Origin of the sequence: Peribacillus sp. TH27 (assembly GCF_016650915.1) — a bacterium.
Classification (GTDB): domain Bacteria; phylum Bacillota; class Bacilli; order Bacillales; family DSM-1321; genus Peribacillus; species Peribacillus butanolivorans.
Genome location: NZ_JAEKEV010000002.1, coordinates 5195863 through 5218636 on the forward strand (window position 1 = coordinate 5195863; position 22774 = coordinate 5218636).

Here is a 22774-nt window from a genome sequence, read left to right on the forward strand (position 1 = left end):
AAAAAACCTTGGCAAATCTGCCAAGGTTTTTTTATGGTGTAGGATCACCATAATTTAAATCCTTTTGATCCCGGTGGTGCATTTTGGAGAATATCAATAAACGGAATTGTATACGCAAAGAGAATGAGTGCTGCAGTTATTCCAAGCCATAATTTCCAATTTTCAAAAACGAGAGGCGTTTTTTCGGCTTTATCAGTAACTTCACCAACAGGGAACTCTTCGTTGCCTTTTGGAGCAATGAAGGATAACTGTATAAAAATAATGATATATAAAATAATCCCGATAAAGAGTATGGTTCCACCTACAGCTTGGGCGATTTGATAAGGAATCCAATCAAGTGCCTGTGTGGAATCTCCATAAGTGGAGTACGAAGAGCGGCGAGGTGCTCCCAGCAATCCAGCGATATGCATGGCCCCAGACATAAAGGACATCCCAATTGCCCAAAAGACCCCTTGAATAATCGCTAATTTATTTAATTTTTTTGTTAAGGTGCGTCCAGTTAAATGGGGAACGAGCCAATATGAAATCCCAAAGAAAGTTAGGATTACGGAAGTCGCCAACGTTAAATGAAAATGTCCTGTAACCCAAATAGTATTATGGACAACCTGGTTTAATTGGTTTGAGGCATTGACTAAGCCTCCGGCACCTGCTGGTATGAAAGCCGCCATTCCGATAAAAGGAACGGTAAAACGCGCATCTCCCCAAGGTAGCATCTTAAACCAACCGAATATCCCTTGGGCACCCTGAGAACGTCCGTATTGTTCAAAAGATCCGAATAAAGAAAAGGCCGTCATTAAAGATGGAACAACGACCAAGAAGGTTAAAATCACTTGTAAAAACTTCCAGGCAGGATCGATACCGGGTTCTAGCAATTGGTGATGAAGTCCAACAGGGATAGAGAAAAGCAGGAAAAGAATAAAAGACATTCGAGCCAATGAATCTGAAAAAATTTTCCCGCCAATGACTTTAGGAATCACTACATACCAGCACATATAAGCTGGTAGCAACCAAAAATATACGAGCGGATGCCCGAAATACCAAAATAAAGTTCGGCTTGCTAAAACGTTAATAGAATCCACCCAGCCTAATGACCATGGGAGAATTTGAAATAACACGGTAGCTGCCACTCCGATAGTAGCAACAATCCAAAGTAGAGTATTTACAACAGCCATAAAACTTAATAAGGGGCTTGCTTGGCCGCGATTGTTTTTCTTCCACTTGCGGTATGCCGCTATAAGGGCTCCACCACTAATCCAGCTGCCAACGATCACAAGTGTTAAGCCACCATAGAAAATAGGATGCGCTTGAAGAGGTGCATAAAAAGTATAAAGGACAGATGCTTCATTTAATAAAACCATAACAGCGGCCATAACAGTGCCGAGTGTCATTGTCCAAAAACCAATCCAGCCTGCAATTCTGGAAGGGGTGGACAATGGACCGATTGTTTTACTAACTGCTGATAGCTGAAATCCTATGATAAAGAAAGTTGTTAGCACCAGAGCAAGTAAAACTCCGTGAACCGTAAGTAATTGATAATACGTTATACCGGCAGGTAATTCCATTCTGCCTGAGCGAACCAAAGTTTGAAGTAATCCTGCAAATCCTCCAAGTGCTAAAGCAATAATGGCTACATAGAAATGAGCCATGGATAGTTTTGCATCCAGTGGGTGAACTTTTTCATTTTCAGCCGTTTTTTTCATTTTGAAACCACCTCGATACGGGAGCTCATCATGTGGTGACCAACCCCGCAATATTCATTGCAAATAATCAAATTTTCTCCTTCATTATTAAATCTAGTGGTATATTCACTGACGAATCCAGGTTCAAGCATCATATTAACGTTAGTCCCAGCTATCTCAAAGCCATGGATAACATCTTTTGATGTTGCGATAACCTTGACAGTTGAACCTTTAGGGATCTCCACTTTTGCAGGACTATACGAAAAGGCAGAAGCTACAAACACTAATTCATAGTCCCAATCTTTTCCTGTGACCTCATGTAAGCCAGGGGCATTAAATGGAGCAGTGACCTCCACTTTTTCAGGATCAATTGTAACTAAACAGCTGGGAGGTTGATTCCCTAGATAGAAAGCACTAACCCCAAGCACTGTCAAGAAAACTAGCAGGGCTACTGTACCGAAAATCAACCAAACCTTTTCAAACTTGTGCATGTGCATTATTTCTCCTCCTCAATTAACCTAAACGATTTACAAAAATAAAATAGATGCTGACCCATACAATAATTAGAATAATTCCTAGTATTAAAACAGAAGCAAGTGTACCTTTTAAATTAGAAGTCTCTTTTATTTGTGATTTGTTCTTAAGTTTAGGTGCGGCCATCGTTTTCACTCCTTTCTAATTCCCAAAAATACATGAGTACATGTTCATCATACAAAAGTAGTGGTAAGTTAGAATCCACTTTTTCTCTTTTCACAAATTGTTCAATCGTTACTTTTATAAGTTCGATATAGTGTAAAGTTGAAGTAAGTATAAAAATTTGCTTTTGATGTGTATCAAGTTGTGAAAAAATTGTGAAGATTATATAGTCTGGATTTTTTCACACATAGATGGTAGGAAAAAATCCTATGAAACGATCAGTCAATTTCTAAATTTTCTAAAAATACGAATGATCATTTGTTATTTAAAGTGAAAGTTCGGTTTTTGTTAAAAATACCTTTTCAAATAGAGAAAGCGTTGTTATAATTCATATATTACAAAAATATAAAGTTTCACTCGTATAATAGCAGGGATATGGCCTGCAAGTTTCTACCGAATTACCGTAAATAATTCGACTATGGGTGAGTAATAGATCTTGTCGCACAATAAAAGGGTTTTGTTGAGTCCTTTTTCATTTATGCCCAAGAAATATTGCCTCACTCTAAAAAAAGTGCTGCAATGTTTCTTGGGCTTTTTATTTGTCGGGAAACATCTGCATGACTATGGGTTAAATAAACATCCAAGATTGGGAGGAACCTTCATGCAACTTTTAAAGGAAAAAATCTTGTCCGAGGGTCAAGCTTTATCAGAAGATATTTTAAAAGTAGATTCATTCTTAAACCACCAAATGGATCCTATCCTGATGAAAGAAATCGGTAAGGAATTTGTGAAACGTTTTGAACATAAGGAAATAACAAAAGTACTAACGATTGAATCTTCAGGGATTGGACCTGGACTGATGGCGGCCTTAGAATTAGAAGTTCCGCTAATTTTTGCACGTAAACGTAAATCACTGACTTTGACTGAAGGTTTAGTGACAGCATCTGTTCATTCCTTTACTAAGCAAGAAACGAATACAATCACGGTGTCCAATAAATATATTGAAGCAGGTGATAAGGTATTGATCATCGATGACTTTCTTGCAGTTGGTCAAGCAGCCCGAGGTTTGGCGGATATTTGTGACCAAGTTGGAGCAGAAGTGGCCGGAATCGGGATTGTAATTGAGAAAGCTTTCCAAAGTGGTGGAAAGGATCTCAGAGAACAAGGCTTCCAAGTGGAATCTCTAGCTCGAATCGCAAAGTTGAAATTCGGCGAGATAACATTCGCTGAGGAACAGGAAGGGGCAACAGTAAATGTCTAACCAATCACCAATAAAAGTTGCTTCTTTAGGATTACAACATGTACTTGCGATGTATGCAGGTGCGATTGTTGTTCCCCTGATAGTCGGTGGGGCGTTGGGTTTAACGGCAGCGCAGTTAACTTATTTAGTATCGATTGATATTTTAATGTGTGGTATAGCAACCTTATTACAAGTGTGGAAAAATAAATTCTTTGGAATTGGGCTGCCAGTCGTTCTTGGCTGCACATTCACAGCAGTTAGCCCAATGATTGCGGTTGGTACCCAATATGGAGTCACTACCATTTATGGAGCCATTTTGGTCTCAGGATTGATTGTGGTTATAATAAGTAAGTTTTTTGGTAAGTTGGCAAGATTTTTCCCTCCTGTTGTTACAGGATCAGTAGTTATGATTATCGGAATCACGCTTATTCCAGTTGCGATTAACAATCTGGGGGGCGGCCAAGGTGCAGCTGATTTCGGTGCCTTGAATAATGTGGGTCTTGGTTTTGGAACATTGCTATTTATCATTTTTATGTATAAATTCTCAACGGGATTTGTACGTTCTATTTCTATTTTATTAGGTTTACTAGTCGGAACATTTGTAGCTTTCTTCCTGGGGAAAGTGGATTTTAGCTCAGTAGCAAGTGCATCTTGGTTGCATTTACCTCATTTTTTCTACTTTGGAACTCCGACATTTAACATTACAGCTATTATTACAATGACATTGGTGGCAATAGTTAGCTTAGTGGAATCAACAGGTGTTTATTATGCATTAGGGGAAATTACAGATAAAGAGATTTCAGAAGATGATCTAGCACGTGGATATCGTTCTGAGGGGATTGCGATCATGTTGGGTGGGTTGTTTAATGCATTTCCTTATACGGCATTTTCACAGAATGTCGGTCTGATACAATTGTCCGGTATTAAGACAAGAAATGTTATTTATACAGCAGCAGGTATGCTTATTTTGATCGGATTTGTTCCTAAAATAGGTGCGTTCACGACCATTATTCCTTCATCCGTTTTAGGCGGAGCGATGGTAGCCATGTTCGGAATGGTTATTGCAGCAGGAATTAAAATGTTAAGCAAAGTAGACTTTGCTTCCCAAGAAAATTTATTGATTATCGCCTGTTCAGTAGGTATGGGACTTGGGGTAACGGTTGTTCCTGAGCTATTTGCTCAAATTCCAGAAAGTATCCAAATTTTAACGGATAACGGAATTGTGGCAGGAAGTTTGACCGCTATTTTCTTGAATATTGTTTTCAATATCGTCCCTGCAAACGGGAAAGTGAAAGAAGCACGTATCGAAGGACGGAAAGTAGCCTAAATAGTTTCGAAAAAGCTGATAGATTTATACCTTAGAGTAAACTGCCTCAAACGCACAGATATTTTTGCGTTTGAGGCAGTATTTTTTTATTCTGATTGGTTATTAAATCATTACCGGATTGAAAGAAAGCCCTCCAGAGAATTCTAATTATAATGAAAAAAAGATTTAACAGATAAAAGGAAACTCTCTTCACTTTTTGAATATATTGATAGTATCTATACAAGAAAGTAAGTGATAGAGATGGAAAAAAAATATTGTATTCATTGTCGAACTATATTAAATCAGGAATTTAGATGCCGTGTGTGCGGAAAAGAGGAATTTCAAAATATCATTATACAAGTACAAAACCAATCCTCAATAAAGAAGGAAGAATGAAGGCCCCCCTTACCGCTTGTGAAGGTAAGGGGGGTTTTATGATTTAAAAACTACAATTCAATCATCAAGATAATATGAATCTTATGGGCCCATTCAGTATAATCAGGAAAATGATTACTTGATTAAAGCCGTATATTTGACCGACAAAAACAGTTGGAGGGGTAATATCCATAATGGTCTCATCCACTGTTAAGGATGTTGCTATAATAACAGCTAGCATATTGCCAAGTTCTGCGCAAATGAGTCAAGCATTTCTCCTTCTAGAGGGATACCAAACATGGCTCGACTATTTTCCTCATGCATCCACTAGTTCCTCAATGAAAAATCTTCCTCGGAAATCAACTGTCATGCCAATTAGCACGCTGATGGTTTCCTGTTCGAAGACTGATTAGAAAAAAGAGAAGGCTTTTGAATATCTTATCAAAGATATAGGTTTTTTTACCTACTTAATAAAATGAAAAAAACAAAATATTTATAAAAAACATATATATATCACTATTTATCGTTAAAGCATTAAATGGGTTATTGTGGGTATATTAACCATATCATGTATATTAAGGGGTGGGTTCATGCCATATTTATTATCCGCATCTCATATAAAACTTCCTTATTTACTTTCACAGGAAAAGATCATGGAATTTTCCAGGGAAATCTTTGGTTCCTCTTTTAAGAATATTGAACGATTATTGCGGGCATTTAAAAATGGCCAAGTCGAAAATCGTTATTTTTCAAATGATCTTGATTGGTTCAAAGAGGAACATACGTTTGCGGAAAGGAATGATATATATATTAAACAAGCAGTCGAGTTTGGTAAAGAAGCAATTGAAAAATGTTTAGCTAACACTGAATTTTTAAAAGATAAACTGCAGCCAAGTGAGCTTGATGCCTTCTTTTATATATCAAGTACAGGGATGGCTACTCCTACCATTGATGCAAGAATAATGAATGAACTACCTTTTAACCCACATACAAAAAGAATTCCCATATGGGGGCTAGGATGTGCGGGGGGAGCGAGTGGGCTATCGCGTGCTTTTGAATATTGTAAAGCATATCCGAAAGCAAAGGTCATAGTATTAAGTGTGGAATTGTGTAGCTTAACCTTTCAAAGAAACGATATTTCCAAGAGCAATTTAATTGGAACATCCTTATTTTCTGATGGAATTAGCTGCGTTTTAATTTGTGGTGATGAAGTGTCAGCTGAAAAGTTCTCGAAAAAAGATCAGCATTTAAAATTTTTAGATTCACAATCAACGCTTATGCCAAATTCGTTGGATGTAATGGGGTGGGAAGTTAAAGATCAGGGGTTGTACGTGGTTTTTTCAAAAGATATTCCAACCATTATCAAAGATTGGCTTAAACCTAACGTGGAATCTTTTTTAGTGGAGAATGGATTGATGCTGGGGGATGTGAAAGATTTTATAGCGCATCCAGGCGGAAAAAAAGTAATCGATGCCTATCACGAAGCTCTGGGATTTAATGAAAGCATGACAGCAGAGTCAATGGGTATATTGAGGGAGTTTGGAAATATGTCTTCGGCTACGATTTTGTATGTACTAGAAAGATTCATGATTCGTGGCGGGAATATAGGTGAATATGGCTTGGCAGCTGCATTGGGGCCAGGGTTTTCTTCAGAACTAGTGTTAATGAGGTGGAATTGATGATTTTCACCATTTTTATTGCGCTGATTGCTATTCAGCGTCTTGTTGAATTATATATTGCAAAACAAAACGAAAAGCAGTTGAAAATGGAGGGGGCTGTTGAGTTCGGTGAGTCCCATTATCGGTGGATGGTTCTGATGCACCTGAGTTTTTTTATTGTACTCACTATCGAGGTAATGGTCTATGAAAGGAAAATTGCTACGCTTTGGCCGATCTGGCTGACTCTTTTTCTCATTGCTCAGTCAGGCAGGGTTTGGGTAATCAGTTCACTAGGAAAACATTGGAATACGAAAATCATTGTGGTGCCAAATGCCGAAGTTGTAGTTAAAGGCCCTTATAAATACTTCAAACATCCTAACTATCTCATTGTTGCAACGGAGATTATCGTCATTTCCTTATTATTCAATGCTTATTATACAGCTATTATTTTTAGTTTGTTGAACGCTTGGATGATGGCGGTGAGAATCCCCTTGGAAGAGAAGGCTTTAAAAACACACACAGAATATTCTACAGTTTTTAAGCAAAAATAATAAAAGTTTCATTTTTCTTATTGAAAATGATTATCGTTCGTGATAAGATTCTAATTGAAGATGAAAATTATTCTCATTCACTTACTGATAAATATTTTTGAAACTTAAAAGCTACCCAATATAAAAGAGGATGGTGTTCGTAATGGTCTGGTTATTCATTTTATTGACAATCGCTACATATAGTTTTGTGATGAAACATGTATTAAGTAATATTCAAAAACCGGCAAAGGCAGTAAAAGCTTATACGGAGTCAACAATTGAAAACCGAGCTACATATAACCCATCTCCTACAACCAGGTAAATTACCTGGTTTTTTTATGCAATTAGAAAGTAATTACGAAGATGTAACAAACAAAGTGGAAGCCACCAATCGGTGGATTTTTTTGTTTTCTGAACACGTTTTGTAAGAATTCATATAGTAAAACTAAAAGCTTTCGGTATGAATAACAATCGAAATCGTTTACAATAAGATTATTAAAATGACGATAGATTAAGGGGTATGGATTCATGATTCAAGAAACATTAAAGCAACAGTCTAAATTGGGGATTTTGACTGCCATGTATGAGAAATTTCAATCAGCAGGAGATACAAGCAATGCTGATAAACTGAAACAGCTAATCATGAAAGTGAAAAATGAGGAATTTATCATTGCTTTTTGCGGGCATTTTTCAGCAGGGAAATCAAGCATGATTAACTTCTTCCTAGATGATCAAGTATTGCCTTCAAGTCCGATTCCAACGAGTGCCAATACGGTTAAGGTTCAAAAAGGGGAGGACTATGCCAAAGTCTTTTATCATCATCAGGCACCGGTCGTATTTCCCGCCCCTTATGATTTTAAAGAGGTAAAGAAATTTGCTAAAGATGGTGATTCAGTATCGGCAATAACAATAAGCTCCAATCAGTTTTCACTGCCAGAGTCATGTGCAATCATGGATACGCCAGGGATTGATTCGACAGATGATGCACATAGAGTTTCTACTGAATCGGCCTTGCATCTTGCTGATGTAGTCTTCTATGTAATGGATTATAATCATGTTCAATCAGAAGTGAACTTTCTTTTTACTAAAGAATTGTTAGAAGCGGAAAAACCAACATATTTAATTATCAATATGATTGATAAACATGATGAAAATGAGCTCAGCTTCCAAGACTTTAAATTATCTGTTTCTGAAGCATTTGCAAACTGGAATGTATACCCTGATGGAATATTTTATACATCAGTCAGAGACTTGAACAATAGTGAGAATGAAATCGAAACCGTTCGTCAATTTATATATGAAATGGCAGAGAAAGGTCAAAATGATGGGAAAGATGCCATAATGCAATCGGCAAAGGCCCTAATCGAAAGACACCTTATTTGGCTGAAGGAACAGTATGAAGAGGATCATGCCAGTGAATTTGAAGTTTTATCAGAACTTCCATATGAAGAGCGAATCGACCTAACGAATAAAGTGGACAGCCTTATAAAGGGAAAAAAATCATTAACAGAACGTTTAGAGAATGTGAAAGTGCAATTTGCCAAAGATTTAGAAACCATTTTGAAAAGTGCTTACATCATGCCGGCGGCTACACGGGACCTAGGTAAATCATTCTTGGAATCAGCACAACCCGATTTTAAAATGGGGCTATTATTTGCCAAGAAAAAAACGGAGGCCGAGCGCGAGGAGCGTCTAAACGTATTCTTGGCAGATTTACAAGAGAAGGTCAAAACCCAGCTTGAATGGCATCTTAAAGAGTTAGCGGTTAAAACCCTTACTGAAGCTGAAGTCCATGACTCAACGCTTGAAAGTAAGGCTCAGGCCCTGCACATCGAGGTGACAGAAGCTTACATAAAAAATTCTTTAAAGCCCCAAGTCAATATTACAGGTGAATACGTTTTAAACTATACAAATGATTTGGCCTCTGCTATCAAAAAAAAGTCACGTGATGAAGCTGAAGAATTTTTGCACAGCATGATTGCTGTCATGCAGGGTATAGTGGAGCAACAGACGATATCCATCGATAATGAACTTGAAGGTTTTGCTGAATTTGCGGAAGCCCTCAAAGTTACCGCAGCGATGAATGCAGAAATCGAGTCCCAAACAGAACAATTAGAGGGTATTGCTAATCAAACGGTATCGCTAATGGATGAGCGTTATGTCGAGACACTTTTGACTGAATGGGATGAAGAAGAAAAAAATATTACAGTCAAAATTATGAACACGAATGATGACAATAGGGTTAAGCAGGCTAACGAACTACATGTGGCGGATCTTGAAATCGAAACTAAGGCAGCAGAATCAACTGTAGGCGTTCCATTATCTAATACGATAGATTTACGAGGGAAGGAAAAGTTAATGGAGACTGCATCAAATTTACAGCAGGCAGCCAAACTAATTCAACCTTTGAAAGGTTTTCAATCACTTTATAAAGAATTAACAGATAAGGCAAACCGACTAGAAAAGCAGACTTTCACGGTTGCGCTATTCGGTGCATTTAGTGCAGGCAAATCTTCATTTGCAAATGCGTTAATGGGAGAAAGCGTTCTTCCTGTTTCGCCAAATCCTACTACTGCTGCCATTAACAAAATCATGTCATCTGACGCTGAGCATCCACATGGTACGGCAACAGTTAAATTAAAAACCGAAGCTATGCTGCTAGAAGATGTAACCTTAGCTTTAGTTGCTTTTGGTAAGACAGCAAAATCACTCGATGAGGCTCACCATCTTGCTGGACAGATCATTGAAACCGCAGGGGAAGTGGATAAAGGGAAAACGCATCTATCTTTCCTAAGGGCTTTTTATCAAGGATTGCCTCCTCACAAAAGTGATTTAGGAAATGTCATTACAGTGGACCTTGAAGGGTTTAAACGTTTTGCTGCTGAAGAGTCCAAATCGTGTCTCGTTGATTTGATTGAATTGCGTTATGACTGTGAAATGACAAAGCAGGGAATGGTACTTGTTGACACTCCTGGAGCGGATTCAATAAATGCTCGGCATACTGGTGCTGCTTTCGAATATATTAAGAATTCTGATGCCATTCTTTTTGTGACCTATTATAATCACCCATTCTCTCGGGCAGATCGGGAGTTCCTAATCCAACTTGGGCGAGTGAAAGATTCCTTTGCTATGGATAAGATGTTCTTTATTGTCAATGCGGTCGATCTTGCTCAAACTACTGACGAACTGGACGAAGTTATGGATTATGTGAAAGATCAATTAAATGGATTCGGAATCCGTTTTCCAAAGCTGTTCCCGCTAACAAGTAAGGGAGCATTAATAGAAAAACAAATTCCAGGTTCATTTATACACTCTTTCCTTCCTAATAGTGGAATTTCGGAATTCCAATTACAATTTGATTCTTTCATCGAGAACGACTTAACAGGACTGGCAATTGAATCAGCGCAAGCTGCTGTAAAAAGAACAGAAGAACTGCTTCGAGATGTTATAACAGCGTCCAAGCAGGATGAAAAAGCGAAACAAAAAGCGCTCGAGACTCTCGCTCTTGAGGCACAGTCTATTTCTGGTCTTCTGGAAGTCATTAAAGGGGACGCCGAAAAACAACGTTTGAAAAAAGAGATTGATGAATTGACTTTCTATAGTAAACAACGCGTATTTTTCCGGTTTAATGATTTCTTCAAGGAATCTTTTAATCCGGCTGTCATTAAAGACGATGGGCAGGATTTGAAGCTGGTCCTTAAACAAGCATTAAAAAATTTATTAGAAGCACTAGGCTTTGACCTTGCACAGGAAATGCGTGCTACGGCGTTAAGGACTGAAATGTTCGTTAATAAATTATTGAATGAGAAACAAGTCGGATTGCTTCAGCAGATACAGAAAGTAAGAAAGACTCTTTCGTTACAGCCATATGAACCAAATGAGAGGGATTCCCTTGAATTTTCGGGTGCTTTTGTCCAATTAGACACGAGTGAATTCAAAAAAGAATTGGCGTTGTTTAAAAATCCAAAGGCTTTCTTTGAAAAAAATGAGAAAGTGAAAATGAGCGAGGGACTTCAGCAGCGTTTGGATGAACCTGCCCTTATATATGTAAAAGAGCAAGGTGGGAGAATATTCGAAATGTATACGAAAATTCTTGATCAAGAGTTACTTTCCATTCAAAAAGAATATAAAACGGAAATATCGGATATTTTCGCAGGCTTACGTGCAGCCTTAGAAGAAAAGGTTGATTTACCGTATTATGAAAAGGCTGTAATTGAATTGGAAAAAATGCATTTGTAATAGAAACGAGGTTCGTTTATGAAAGAAAACCTTATTTCAATTTTGAGAAACCTAGAAAAGAAAAAGAATATCACAATATTAATGGCTGCTGTAACTGGCAGCCATTCTTTTGGTTTATCATCAGCCAATTCAGATAGTGATGTCCGGTTTATATATGTTCATAATGATAGGCGGTCCTATCTCTCACTTAGTCAACCCGACGAAGTGATTCAATTGAATGAAGGCTTTTGTGACGTGGAAGGCTGGGATCTATTTAAAACATCACGGCTAACGTTAAAGAGCAACCCCGCACTATTTGAATTATTTCAGTCGCCCATCCAACTGATTGCTCAACCGGATTATTATCGCGTGATGAAGGGGTTAATCGAAGAATGCTATTCCAAAAAGGCTCTAGGACATCATTACTACCGGATGATGACAGGCAATCTTCAGCAATTGACAAAAACAAGTAGTTCCGAAAAAAAAGTGCTGAAAACATGGGTACAGGTTTATCGTTCCTATTTAGTACTGCAATATTTAATCCTGTTTAGAGCTCTTCCACCTTTATGCGTTTGGGAATTACTCGATTCTGTATTAATTGATAAGGAAATGAAAAGCAGAATGACGCGAATATTTACAGCAAAACAAAAAGAAGAATTTTCAAAACATGAAAGTATAAAAAGTCTTGAGTTTTTGGAGGGGAAATTACCTTCCATAAAGAATGAAATAACTAAGCTTCCTATGGGGAAGCACATGGAAGAGGAGCTTAATCAATTAATTTGGTCCATTTTGAAATAGGGAGATGTGTAGATGGGTTATATAATGGAAAAAGAAGAGCTGTTGTCGCTGTTGAATTCTAGAGATATTAGAATCTGTGACTGTCGTTTTCAGTTAGGAGCCCCTGATGTGGGTTATATTGAATACGAGAAAGAACATATTACGGGTGCTGTCTATTTTGATCTTGAAAAAGATTTATCCGGCCAGGTTGAAAAACACGGCGGGAGACATCCGCTTCCTGACCTTAATACATTAAAAGAGAGGCTTGAATCAAAGGGTATTACCAATGAAACGGTACTTATTGCTTATGACGGAGGGGAAGGTTCCTTTGCTTCTAGGTTTGTCTGGCTGCTGAGCTATCTTGGTCATCAGAAAGTGTTTGTACTTAACGGCGGCTTTAGGGCATGGAAGGATGCGGGCTATCCGCTCGAAACGAATCAGTCGAAATATGCTTCAGCCGATTATAATATAGTTTTAAATGAATCTGTTTTGGCTTCTTATCAAAAAGTGAAGGAATATACAGTAAAAAGACCCACTGATGTTGTTTTAATTGATTCAAGGGAGTCTAAACGGTACCAAGGGATTGAAGAGCCGATTGATAAAAAAGCGGGACATATACCTGGGGCAGTCAACAAGGTATGGACAAAGGTTCTTGAAAATGGATTTTATAAAAAATCGGAAGAACTTCAATTAAGTTTCACAGACATTAGCCGAGATAAGGAGATTATCGTTTACTGTGGATCAGGTGTGACGGCTTCTCCCAATTATATAGCCTTAAAAGAAGCTGGTTTTAAAGATGTGAAGGTATATGTCGGTAGTTTTAGTGACTGGATTTCCTATTCTGATAATCCTATTGAATGATTAGGTTTTCCAATTAACGATCCTCAAAAAGGTGGACAGCTATGTTAAAATAGATATACATCATGATAGAGGTGATAAATGTGTTAATGAAAGAAAACGAACAGCATCCTTCCTTTATGCTTGTCGACGGGATGGCGCTTTTATTTAGAGCTTTTTATGCAACAGCCGTTACAGGTCAATTTATGATTAACTCAAAAGGTATTCCAACAAATGCCGTACAGGGTTTCTTAAAGCATATGCTGACAGCGGTGAATCATTTTTCTCCTAGTCATGTAGCAGTATGTTGGGATATGGGAAGCAAAACTTTCCGCAATGAACTATTTGATGGATACAAGGCTAATCGTTCAGAAGCACCAGTTGAAATGATTCCTCAATTCGATTTAGCGAAAAAAGCTGTTGAAGCCTTTGATATCCCGAACATTGGGCTTTCCGGATACGAAGCTGATGATTGTATTGGGACAATAGCAAAAGCATCTGCTGAACATAGTCGAGTAGGCATATTGACAGGAGATCAAGATATGCTTCAGTTAATTGAAGAAAACATTTCTGTACTTTTATTGAGAAAAGGGTATGGTAATTATGAAGTGCATAATCCCGATAGCTTTTTTGAATGGAAAGGGATTACACCAAGACAAATGATTGATTTAAAAGCTTTAATGGGAGATACAGCTGATAACTACCCCGGCGTCAAAGGAATTGGGGAAAAGACAGCTTTGAAATTGTTGATTCAGTATCAAAATATAGAGGGTATTCTTGAAAATGTTGCTTCATTAACCAAGGGGCAGCGATCTAAGATTGAATCGGCTGTCGATATGCTTCACCTATCGAGAAAACTTGCCGAAATCAAGTGTGACGTACCTGTTTCATGCTCCTTAGATGAAGCGGTGTATCAGTATGACCGTGAAAAAGTGAAAAATCTGGCTAGAGACCATGAATTTAGGACTTTACTGCGAATGCTGTAAAATAAATGAAGCGGGGTTCCCTTGGGAGCTCCGTTTATTTTTATAGGAAGTATTTTGTCGAAAAATGGATAGGCAAAATCTTATATTTACGGTAAGATGAAATTAAGGCAAGTATTATGGAGTGGATGCAGAAGTGGGGCAATCAACTGAAGAGTATGTGAGTTTTTTAGAAGGAAAGGGATTCACTTTTGGGAATGACGCTATTGGTTTTATTTATTTTGGCAAACGCTATACAAACGCAAGTGATATTTTAGTCAATGTAGCAATCGAATTGACATTGAAAGTTCAAAAGAATTTTGATGGTAGCTTTTATATTTCCTTTTTAGAAAACTTAAAACAAAATGGCATTGAAACTCGCAGTGCTGCGTTATCATTTGCAAAAAAGCAGGGACTGCTAAAATAAATCGGACTTCGTAAATTAGAAGTCCGATTTATTTTTATTTAATCTTTTAAGAAAAATCTTGAGTTGCTATCGATTTCTTTTTCTTCGATGGCAACTCAGCGAGAATCATGCCAAGGAAAATGAATACGCAGCCGATGATTGAAGCAGAAGTCAATTTTTCCCCAATCAATATGAATGAGGAAAACGCCGCAAAAACCGGTTCCATTGAAAAGATTAATGCGACCCTTGTAGGTGTCGTATAAGCCTGGAAGAAGGTTTGTGCGAAAAAGGCAAATGCCGTTGCAAGAGCAGCCGTAACCAATAAGGCGGTCCAGACCTCTGGCTGTAACATGACTTCCGACTTAAAGATTACAGAATAATCTTCATTAAATAATATGGCTGAACCTAAGGATAAAAAAGAAACCGTGAAAATTTGAATCAGAGTTAACGGTAAGGCAGGAAGGGTTTTAGCATACCTGGCAGTCGTAATAATCTGCATGGCAAAACTGATCGCACATAAAAATACTAGAAAATCACCAACATTCAAGTTAGAGCGGTCGGCGAAAGTCATTAAATAAAGCCCAATCGTTGCGGCAACGACACCCAATACTGTATTACGTGATAGCCTCAGTTTTAATAGCAACAAAGAAAAAACTGGTACCATGACAACACTTAAGCCTGTTATGAAGCCAGTTTTGGCAGGGGTAGTATAATTCAAGCCTATTGTTTGAAAGCCATAACCCAAGAAAAGCCATACCCCGATATGAAGTCCTGCAATTAACAATTTCTTGTTCCAGGTTTTTCCCCTTTTATGTAAGGTTAATAAGTAAGGTATAAACAAGAAAACAAAGGCCATAAAAAACCGGATAGCATTAAATGTGAAAGGTTCAAGAAAAGAAAGGGCATTCTGCACCATAACAAATGTGACACCCCAAATGAATACAACAAACAATAATGAAACATCAGCTGTCTTTTTCATTATTTTCCTCAACTTTGTTTAAACGAATGGCCCGTCGTGCTAGCTCATCAGCTCTCTTATTTTCGAGATTTGGAATCCATTTCACAAAAAATAACTCAAGCTGGTCTGATAACTTAAGTGCTTGATCAAGCAAGGTGGCGTATTTTTTTTTAGCAAACCTTTTTTCAATGGCCTGGTTGATGGCCTGGGAATCGGTCCGAAAAGAAACGACTTGATAATGACTGGATATACATATCTCCAATGCCTTGATTAAAGCATGGTATTCCGCCTCATGATTTTCCATATTTCCAAGTGGGATGGAATGACGCTCGACTACACCGTTATTATTAATGAAAATTCCTGCGCCGCTCGGCCCCGGATTGCCCGCACTGGCTCCATCAATATACACTTCAATCATGATGTTCCTCCTCGAGTTTACACTGTTCATATGCTATGATTAGTAGTTGTTTCATATAATAATTAAAGACTGATAGATGTGAATCATGAAATTAAAAAGATTCTAATTCAACAAGAGAATTTCAGGCTGTTATGGGAACTATAAAGAAATAATTAAAAGAATATTTGATTGTTTAAATTTTATTATAAATGGTATTCCGAAAAATAGGTATGAAAATTGACAAACTTTATCATGGAATAGATGACAAGGAGCTGGAAATCATTGAAGGTAATTATGCAATGGACATATCATGCTTCAAAAAAACCAACTGCCGATTTTGTTTCCGATTGGTTGGATGCTGGTACTGCCTTAGTCATTACAGAAGATCTTGAAAAGGCGGGACGTTTGAAGGAAGTGGAATTCAAGGATGAATTCGATACAATTTGGACAAAAAAAGAGTTAAAGAAACTCTTAACAGAGGTAGAGGAGGAACCTCAGGATGTGACGGTTTTTTTTGATGGTGGTTTTCAAAAAGAGCAAAGAGTAGCCGGAATTGGTGCAGCTATATATTATCGACAAGGGAAAAAACACTGGCGTATACGGACTAACCTAAGGCTTGAGCAATTTGAATCCAATAATGAAGCAGAGTATGCTGCCTTTTATGAAGCAGTGAGGCAGATGGAGGAACTTGGAGTCCACCACCAAAGCTGTTTATTTAAAGGTGATTCTCTTGTTGTATTAAACCAACTTTCTGGAGAATGGCCCTGTATGGAGGAAAACTTAAATAAATGGCTGGACCGTATAGAAGCGAAGTTAGAAAAATTAAAGATTATCCCGGTCTATAAGCCAATTTCACGGAAAGAGAACCAGGAAGCCGATCGTCTGGCAACACTTGCTCTTCAGGGAGAAGTCATATTTAGCAAATCGGAAATTGCTGAGTTAAAGGAGTCGTAACAAAAATGAACAGGAAAAAAATATATGAAGAAGTAGAAGATGTAATTTCCTCATTTTGCCATGAATGTTTTTTACAAAAACATTTTCGAAAAGAATATGGTCGTTCATATGCTCACCAATTCTGCATTTCTCAGTGTACAGTTGGTGAGAAATTAAAACAGCTCGGCAATGAACTTAACGACCGTTCTTAGGCAAAGAAAATAGCATTCATTTTCACACAAAACCAATGAATAATATGGTATTATAGGTAAAAAATAGAGAAAAGTGTGAGAGAAATGAAATATAGAAAAGGGAAGCTAAATAATGAGATTTCCCCTCTTACAATTCCTGAAATTGATTTCATAATGGAAGAAATGAATAAAGGGAAAGAAAGCGAATCAGTTAAACAACATGTACAACCCAACGTAAGAATTCATGAAAAAATTAACGGCGCTTCTGAGCAAATTAAAAATTTATTTGAAGACATCCGTAAAGAAGAAAATATTCAGCTTGAAACTGTTGAAGGAATTAAAGCTGAAATTGTTCCTATCATCGAGGAGGCTGCAAAGAACCCTGATATTTATTACCTGTTCGAAGAGATGCAGGCAAAAAATGAATATACGTATAAGCATAATATTGGTGTAGGAATCATTGCCACTTATTTGGGAACAAAGCTTGGTTTATCGAAGGAAAGTCTTTCAGATCTGACATTGGCAGCTATTCTGCATGACGTAGGTAAAACGAGGATTCCTGAGAGATTATTAGAAAAACCGGGGAAACTGACTGCGGCAGAGTATGATGAAATAAAACGCCATACAATTTATGGATACGAGCTCCTTAAAAGTATCCCGGGCATTCCACCCTCGATTGCTTTAACGGCTCTTCAGCACCATGAAAGGGAAGATGGGCAAGGCTATCCCCATAAATTGAAAGGAAGTAATATTTACTATCTTTCGAAGATCGTGGCAATAGCTGATGTATTTCATGCTATGTCATCAGATCGTGTTTATCATCAGGCTATGCCATTTTATAAGGTGATTGAGCAAATGAACCGCGATGTTTTTGGGAAATTCAATCCGAAAATGTTGCTAGTATTCATTAACCAATTGATGGGTACCTTAGTTGGGAAAGAAGTCATGCTTACTAATCAACAAATCGGAACAATTATCATGATAAATCCTTACGAGCCTCTTAAAGTTTTAATGAAAACTAATTCAGGTATCTTAGATTTAAGGTTAGAAAAAGAATTGCAGATTGAACGGATTATAGGTAAATGAGGAAAGAGCCCGATTATTATAAATCGGGCTCTTTCTCACTATGCTTTACTGAATCGAAATAGGCTTTGAGCATTGCTTTATTTTCGCTGAAGTCAGCAATAGTATATTGGTCAAGGACCTTTAGAAAAGCATCTAAGGCATTATTAAGTACGAATTTTAATGAACAAACGGGAGAAATCACACAGTTATCGTGATCTTTAAAACATTCCACTAAATAAAAATCCTCTTCAGTTTTCCGAACTAATTCCCCTACATTTATTTCAGCAGGAGGTTTTGCGAGCCGGAAACCGCCATTTCGTCCGCGTATTGTCTCAATATAACCTAATTTACCGAGATTATAAACAATCTTCATGAGATGATTTTTTGATAGTTGATAAACCTCAGAAATCTCTTTAATATTTGACAATTTGCTTTGATCTTGGGAAGCCAGGTAAATCAACACTCTTAGTGAGTAATCGGAATAACTCGTTAACCTCATGTTTATCGCCTCACATTCTATCCCTATTTGACTATATCATAAATGTGAACATTTTTTAAACATTAATACTAATAGTATAAAAAGATGTATTTTATATATTGCTTTTCAAGTCATTAAGTTCTAAGATAAACATGTATTTAAAATACTTGTTTAAGAAGAGGGGTTTACACATGCTATCCCAAAAAACTATCGACATCATCAAATCCACTGTACCTGTTTTAGAAGTACATGGTACAACTATTACAACTGTATTTTATGAAAATCTTTTCGAAGCGCATCCTGAACTATTGAATGTTTTCAATCACGCCAATCAGAAAAAAGGACGCCAACAAAATGCACTTGCTAACACAGTATTAGCCGCAGCTAAATATATAGATCAACTTGAAACGATTTTACCAGCTGTGAAACAAATAGCACAAAAACATAGAAGTCTGGCTGTTAAACCGGAACATTACCCTATTGTAGGAGAATTCTTATTAGGAGCAATTAAAGAAGTATTAAAAGATGCGGCTACCGAGGAAATCATCCATGCGTGGGGAGAAGCATATGGAGTCATTGCCGGTGTATTTATTAGCATAGAAAAGGAAATGTACGATCAAGCTTCCAATCAGGACGGAGGATGGTCTGATTTCAAACCATTCACTGTAGTGGAAAAAGTACAGGAAAGCGATGTAATTACTTCCTTTTATTTAAAGCCAGCAAATGGTGATGCGGTTCCATCTTTTTTACCTGGACAATATGTGACCATACGTATGGAGATACAGGGTGAACGTTACTTATTCAACCGTCAGTATAGTTTATCAGCTTCACCTGGAAAAGATTACTTCCGTATTTCTGTCAAAAAAGAAAAGCCGGGAATCTCTCCAGATGGTAGAGTCTCAAACTATCTGCATGAAGTTATTCAGGTGGGAGACATGATAGACGTAACCGCTCCTGCTGGAGATTTCACTATCAACATGGAAAAACAAACACCTCTAGTATTTCTTAGCGGCGGCGTTGGAATAACTCCTTTCATGAGCATGGTACATGCGGTTGCTGATCAAAAGCCCGAACGTGATGTACAATTCATTCATGCATCTGAAAATGGTGCATTGCAGCCGTTTAGAAGTGAGTTGACAGAACTTTCTCGAAAATTGACTAATTATCAATTATCCTTTGTTTATAAAAATCCGAGCGAAGAAGATAAGAACTTACCGAGTTTTGAGAAGCAAGGTTATATGGATGCGGAACTATTAAGCAGACATGTAAAACCTGAAGCAGATTATTATGTATGTGGTCCGGTCCCGTTTATGAAAGCTATTATTACTTGTCTGAAAGAGCTTGGGATAGATCCAGAAAAAATCCACTATGAATTCTTCGGCCCAGCGATAGCGCTTTAAGATTTAATAAAGGTTTTTGAATGGTGTTGACATCAAGAAGATAATTTTGCATACTATATTAAAACCATGAACGTTGAAGGAAGATTAGTATGCGAAAATTTACTGTGACAGAGAGCGGTGTTAATTGCTGGAAGACCCGCGACAGGAAAGCGCAGAACCTGCTTCTTGAGTCCTATGCGAAACATAGGCGCAAATCCTGGCGTTATCAGGCAAAGTGGGATGCATAAATTTGCATTCAATGAAGGTGGTACCACGGAGAGAAGCCCTTTTCGTCCTTGTTTCGAGGACGAAAAGGGCTTTTTTTCATGTCTAAGATATTAATTGGAGGAAAAAATCGATGGAAAAGAAGCGCATCGTTGTAAAGATAGGAAGTAGTTCTTTAACCAACACACAAGGTGAAATCGACCAAAAGAAATTTTCCGATCATATCCAGGCAGTGGCAGCATTAAGGAAGGCTGGACATGAAGTTGTTCTTGTTTCATCAGGGGCTGTAGCAACCGGTTTTCGCAAGCTCGGATACCCTTCAAGACCTGTTACTCTAAAAGGAAAACAGGCAGCTGCAGCCGTCGGGCAAAGCCTGTTGATCCAGTCTTATATGGAACAATTGGGGCACTTTGGAATTGTTCCAGCACAAATTTTACTTACAAGAAAAGATTTCTCAAAAAAAGATCGGTATAAAAATGCCTATGCCACATTAATGGAATTGCTTGAGCGGGGCATTCTCCCGATAATAAATGAAAACGACACCGTATCGGTAGAAGAGTTGACTTTCGGTGATAATGATATGCTATCTGCTCTTGTAAGCGGGCTTGTCCATGCCAACAACCTGATTATTTTAACTGATATTAATGGGCTCTACGATTCCAATCCCCAAACAAATCCAGAGGCTAACAGATTTGATAAGCTTTCCGAAGTTACCGAAGAGTTATTACAAATGGCTGAAGGAGCGGGTTCAAGTGTTGGTACGGGGGGAATGAAATCCAAGCTGATTGCAGCGCAAACAGCACTGTCTCTTGGAGTCAAAGTATTTATCGGTTCAGGAGAGGGTAGTGAAAAACTTCTTACAATACTTTCAGGAAATGGTGATGGCACGTATATTGGCAATGATGTCTTAACAACTGTTACAAAAAACAAACAGTGGATTTCCCTTCATTCAAAAGTATCCGGGAAAATCTATGTCGATGCAGGTGCAGAAAAGGCACTAGTTTCAAATGGCAGCAGTCTATTACCGGCTGGGATTTATGATATTAAAGGAGTTTTCAATAAGGGAGATGTCGTCGAGGTCTTCGGGGCAAATGGATTATTAGGACGTGGAGAGGTTCTATATTCCGAAGCGGAGTTAAAACAGGCGATGGGCAAACGAACAACGGAGCTTGTACTAACTTCCATTGAAGTAATCCATCGTGATAAATGGGTGAAGGCATAGTTGTATATCAATTTTATCGAAGGTAAAGGGGGCTTATAAAATGAGTGAAGTGATTGCGAAAGGAAAGGCAGCGAAAATAGCAAGTTATCAGCTAATCGGACTGTCTACCGAACAGAAAAATGAGGCGCTTGAGAAAATCGCCATGCAACTAGTTATTGATAGAGAAAGTTTGTTAATAGAAAACCAAAAGGATCTCGAACAAGGCCGGCTAAAAGGTTTTAGTGAGTCTACGTTAGACCGAATTATGTTAAACCCTAAACGTATTGATGACATTGCCGCGGCGATACGGCTATTGATTGAATTAAAAGATCCAATAGGTGAAAAATTGGAAATGATAGAAAAAGAAAACGGTTTATTAATTAAAAAATTACGTGTCCCAATCGGTGTTATTGGAATGATCTATGAAGCAAGACCGAATGTGACTATTGATGCAGCTACATTATCTTTAAAAACAGGGAATGCGGTCATATTACGGGGAAGCTCTTCAGCAAAGTATTCCAATATGGCGCTAGTCTCTTCTATTCACGAAGCATTGAAGAATACGAAAATTCCTGTAGATGCTGTTCAATTAATTGAAGATACAAGTCGTGAGACAGCTAAGGAACTTTTTCACCTTAAAGATTATTTAGATGTTTTGATTCCGCGCGGTGGAAAGAATTTAATTGAAACAGTAATTAGGGAGTCTACCGTCCCCGTCCTTGAAACGGGGGCAGGTAATTGTCATATCTTCATCGATGAGACGGCAGATTTAACCATGGTAGAGAATATTGTCTTAAACGGTAAAACACAGCGTCCTTCCGTTTGTAACGCAATTGAAAGCCTGCTTATTCATGAAAAATGGTTCGAAGAAAATGGGAAGAGTCTTTTGGCAGTCCTGAACGAAAAGGGCATTGAAATATACGGTGATGAAGCGGTTTGTAACGCTTTTCCTGAAGCCAAAACTGCTACGGAAGAAGATTGGTCAACAGAGTATTTAGCATTGAAAATCAGCGTGAAAACCGTCAGTTGTGTTTCAGATGCTATTGAACATATTAATCGATATGGTACAAATCATTCCGAAGCAATCCTGACAAAAGATGAACAAAATGCGGCTGTCTTCTTGAATAAAGTAGATGCAGCAGCAGTTTATCATAATGCTTCCACACGTTTTACTGACGGATTTGAATTCGGTTATGGCGCTGAAATAGGCATTTCTACACAAAAGCTTCATGCGCGTGGACCAATGGGCTTGCCGGCATTAACTTCAAGCAAATATTTTATTTATGGCGAGGGACAAATCCGGGAGTAATTCCATTTTTTAAT

The 22774-nt window shown here is 37.9% G+C and carries 22 protein-coding genes, 1 riboswitch and 1 other annotated feature; of the genes, 16 read left to right on the forward strand and 6 right to left on the reverse strand.

Annotation, left to right across the window (positions count from 1 at the left end):
* Positions 1 to 44: 44 nt before the first annotated feature.
* The 3 genes from JFU24_RS26490 to JFU24_RS26500 are packed head-to-tail and all read right to left on the reverse strand — an operon-like array spanning position 45 to position 2339.
* Positions 45 to 1700: a b(o/a)3-type cytochrome-c oxidase subunit 1 gene (locus JFU24_RS26490; protein ID WP_201250715.1), complete on the reverse strand. Its 1656-nt coding sequence runs from the start codon at positions 1698 to 1700 to the stop codon at positions 45 to 47.
* Complete coding sequence (locus JFU24_RS26495) at positions 1697 to 2176, reverse strand: cytochrome c oxidase subunit II (RefSeq protein WP_056524952.1); 480 nt, start codon at positions 2174 to 2176, stop codon at positions 1697 to 1699. The genes JFU24_RS26490 and JFU24_RS26495 overlap by 4 nt, the downstream gene beginning before the upstream one ends.
* Positions 2177 to 2192: 16 nt before the next feature.
* Entirely contained in the window at positions 2193 to 2339 is a 147-nt protein-coding gene (locus tag JFU24_RS26500) for a hypothetical protein (protein WP_056524949.1), read from the reverse strand.
* Positions 2340 to 2712: 373 nt separating this feature from the next.
* A riboswitch (purine riboswitch) is annotated at positions 2713 to 2814 on the forward strand.
* 162 nt (positions 2815 to 2976) lie between these two features.
* Here JFU24_RS26500 and JFU24_RS26505 point away from each other — a divergent pair.
* From JFU24_RS26505 to JFU24_RS26550, 10 genes are all read left to right on the forward strand, one after another.
* A complete protein-coding gene (locus tag JFU24_RS26505) occupies positions 2977 to 3576 on the forward strand; it encodes a xanthine phosphoribosyltransferase (protein WP_201185600.1) in 600 nt (199 codons plus the stop codon).
* Positions 3569 to 4882, forward strand: coding sequence for a nucleobase:cation symporter-2 family protein (locus JFU24_RS26510; RefSeq protein WP_201185598.1), 1314 nt, complete (start codon positions 3569 to 3571; stop codon positions 4880 to 4882). Before JFU24_RS26505 ends, JFU24_RS26510 begins: the two co-directional genes overlap by 8 nt.
* A 944-nt stretch (positions 4883 to 5826) precedes the next feature.
* The gene (locus tag JFU24_RS26515; protein ID WP_201250716.1) at positions 5827 to 6915 is read left to right on the forward strand and encodes a type III polyketide synthase; all 1089 of its coding nucleotides are present in this window, start codon (positions 5827 to 5829) and stop codon (positions 6913 to 6915) included.
* Positions 6915 to 7445 (forward strand): isoprenylcysteine carboxyl methyltransferase family protein, encoded by a 531-nt coding sequence (locus tag JFU24_RS26520; protein WP_098176868.1) that lies wholly within the window; start codon positions 6915 to 6917, stop codon positions 7443 to 7445. Before JFU24_RS26515 ends, JFU24_RS26520 begins: the two co-directional genes overlap by 1 nt.
* A gap of 142 nt (positions 7446 to 7587) precedes the next feature.
* Positions 7588 to 7746: a hypothetical protein gene (locus JFU24_RS26525; protein WP_157443918.1), complete on the forward strand. Its 159-nt coding sequence runs from the start codon at positions 7588 to 7590 to the stop codon at positions 7744 to 7746.
* A 206-nt stretch (positions 7747 to 7952) separates the two neighbouring features.
* The gene (locus JFU24_RS26530) at positions 7953 to 11663 is read left to right on the forward strand and encodes a dynamin family protein (protein WP_201223813.1); all 3711 of its coding nucleotides are present in this window, start codon (positions 7953 to 7955) and stop codon (positions 11661 to 11663) included.
* Positions 11664 to 11681: 18 nt separating this feature from the next.
* A complete protein-coding gene (locus JFU24_RS26535; protein ID WP_201223814.1) occupies positions 11682 to 12440 on the forward strand; it encodes a DNA polymerase beta superfamily protein in 759 nt (252 codons plus the stop codon).
* Positions 12441 to 12452: 12 nt separating this feature from the next.
* Positions 12453 to 13280 carry a sulfurtransferase gene (locus tag JFU24_RS26540; protein ID WP_201250717.1) on the forward strand — a complete coding sequence of 276 codons (828 nt, stop codon included), beginning with the start codon at positions 12453 to 12455 and terminating at the stop codon, positions 13278 to 13280.
* 86 nt (positions 13281 to 13366) lie between these two features.
* A complete protein-coding gene (locus tag JFU24_RS26545) occupies positions 13367 to 14242 on the forward strand; it encodes a 5'-3' exonuclease (RefSeq protein ID WP_053346718.1) in 876 nt (291 codons plus the stop codon).
* A gap of 121 nt (positions 14243 to 14363) precedes the next feature.
* Positions 14364 to 14645: a DUF6123 family protein gene (locus JFU24_RS26550; protein ID WP_201185585.1), complete on the forward strand. Its 282-nt coding sequence runs from the start codon at positions 14364 to 14366 to the stop codon at positions 14643 to 14645.
* 46 nt (positions 14646 to 14691) lie between these two features.
* Here JFU24_RS26550 and JFU24_RS26555 read toward each other — a convergent pair whose 3' ends face one another.
* Entirely contained in the window at positions 14692 to 15603 is a 912-nt protein-coding gene (locus JFU24_RS26555; RefSeq protein ID WP_201185583.1) for a DMT family transporter, read from the reverse strand.
* The gene (locus tag JFU24_RS26560) at positions 15587 to 16000 is read right to left on the reverse strand and encodes a reverse transcriptase-like protein (RefSeq protein WP_053346715.1); all 414 of its coding nucleotides are present in this window, start codon (positions 15998 to 16000) and stop codon (positions 15587 to 15589) included. The genes JFU24_RS26555 and JFU24_RS26560 overlap by 17 nt, the downstream gene beginning before the upstream one ends.
* Positions 16001 to 16261: 261 nt before the next feature.
* On the opposite strand from JFU24_RS26560, the gene JFU24_RS26565 reads away from it, so the two are divergent.
* From JFU24_RS26565 to JFU24_RS26575, 3 genes are all read left to right on the forward strand, one after another.
* Positions 16262 to 16933 (forward strand): reverse transcriptase-like protein, encoded by a 672-nt coding sequence (locus JFU24_RS26565; RefSeq protein ID WP_309446286.1) that lies wholly within the window; start codon positions 16262 to 16264, stop codon positions 16931 to 16933.
* 5 nt (positions 16934 to 16938) lie between these two features.
* Complete coding sequence (locus tag JFU24_RS26570) at positions 16939 to 17124, forward strand: zinc-finger domain-containing protein (protein ID WP_201185582.1); 186 nt, start codon at positions 16939 to 16941, stop codon at positions 17122 to 17124.
* A gap of 84 nt (positions 17125 to 17208) precedes the next feature.
* A complete protein-coding gene (locus JFU24_RS26575) occupies positions 17209 to 18189 on the forward strand; it encodes an HD-GYP domain-containing protein (RefSeq protein WP_201250718.1) in 981 nt (326 codons plus the stop codon).
* 16 nt (positions 18190 to 18205) lie between these two features.
* Here the strand turns inward: JFU24_RS26575 and JFU24_RS26580 are convergent, their stop codons facing one another.
* The gene (locus JFU24_RS26580) at positions 18206 to 18667 is read right to left on the reverse strand and encodes an RrF2 family transcriptional regulator (RefSeq protein WP_053346712.1); all 462 of its coding nucleotides are present in this window, start codon (positions 18665 to 18667) and stop codon (positions 18206 to 18208) included.
* A 170-nt stretch (positions 18668 to 18837) separates the two neighbouring features.
* On the opposite strand from JFU24_RS26580, the gene hmpA reads away from it, so the two are divergent.
* From hmpA to JFU24_RS26595, 3 genes are all read left to right on the forward strand, one after another.
* The gene (gene hmpA, locus JFU24_RS26585; RefSeq protein WP_201223821.1) at positions 18838 to 20046 is read left to right on the forward strand and encodes an NO-inducible flavohemoprotein; all 1209 of its coding nucleotides are present in this window, start codon (positions 18838 to 18840) and stop codon (positions 20044 to 20046) included.
* A 64-nt stretch (positions 20047 to 20110) separates the two neighbouring features.
* Positions 20111 to 20326 (forward strand) — a binding site (T-box leader).
* A gap of 57 nt (positions 20327 to 20383) precedes the next feature.
* Positions 20384 to 21472 carry a glutamate 5-kinase gene (gene proB / locus JFU24_RS26590; RefSeq protein WP_201185579.1) on the forward strand — a complete coding sequence of 363 codons (1089 nt, stop codon included), beginning with the start codon at positions 20384 to 20386 and terminating at the stop codon, positions 21470 to 21472.
* A 40-nt stretch (positions 21473 to 21512) separates the two neighbouring features.
* Complete coding sequence (locus tag JFU24_RS26595) at positions 21513 to 22760, forward strand: glutamate-5-semialdehyde dehydrogenase (protein WP_201185578.1); 1248 nt, start codon at positions 21513 to 21515, stop codon at positions 22758 to 22760.
* The last annotated feature ends 14 nt before the right edge of the window (positions 22761 to 22774 follow it).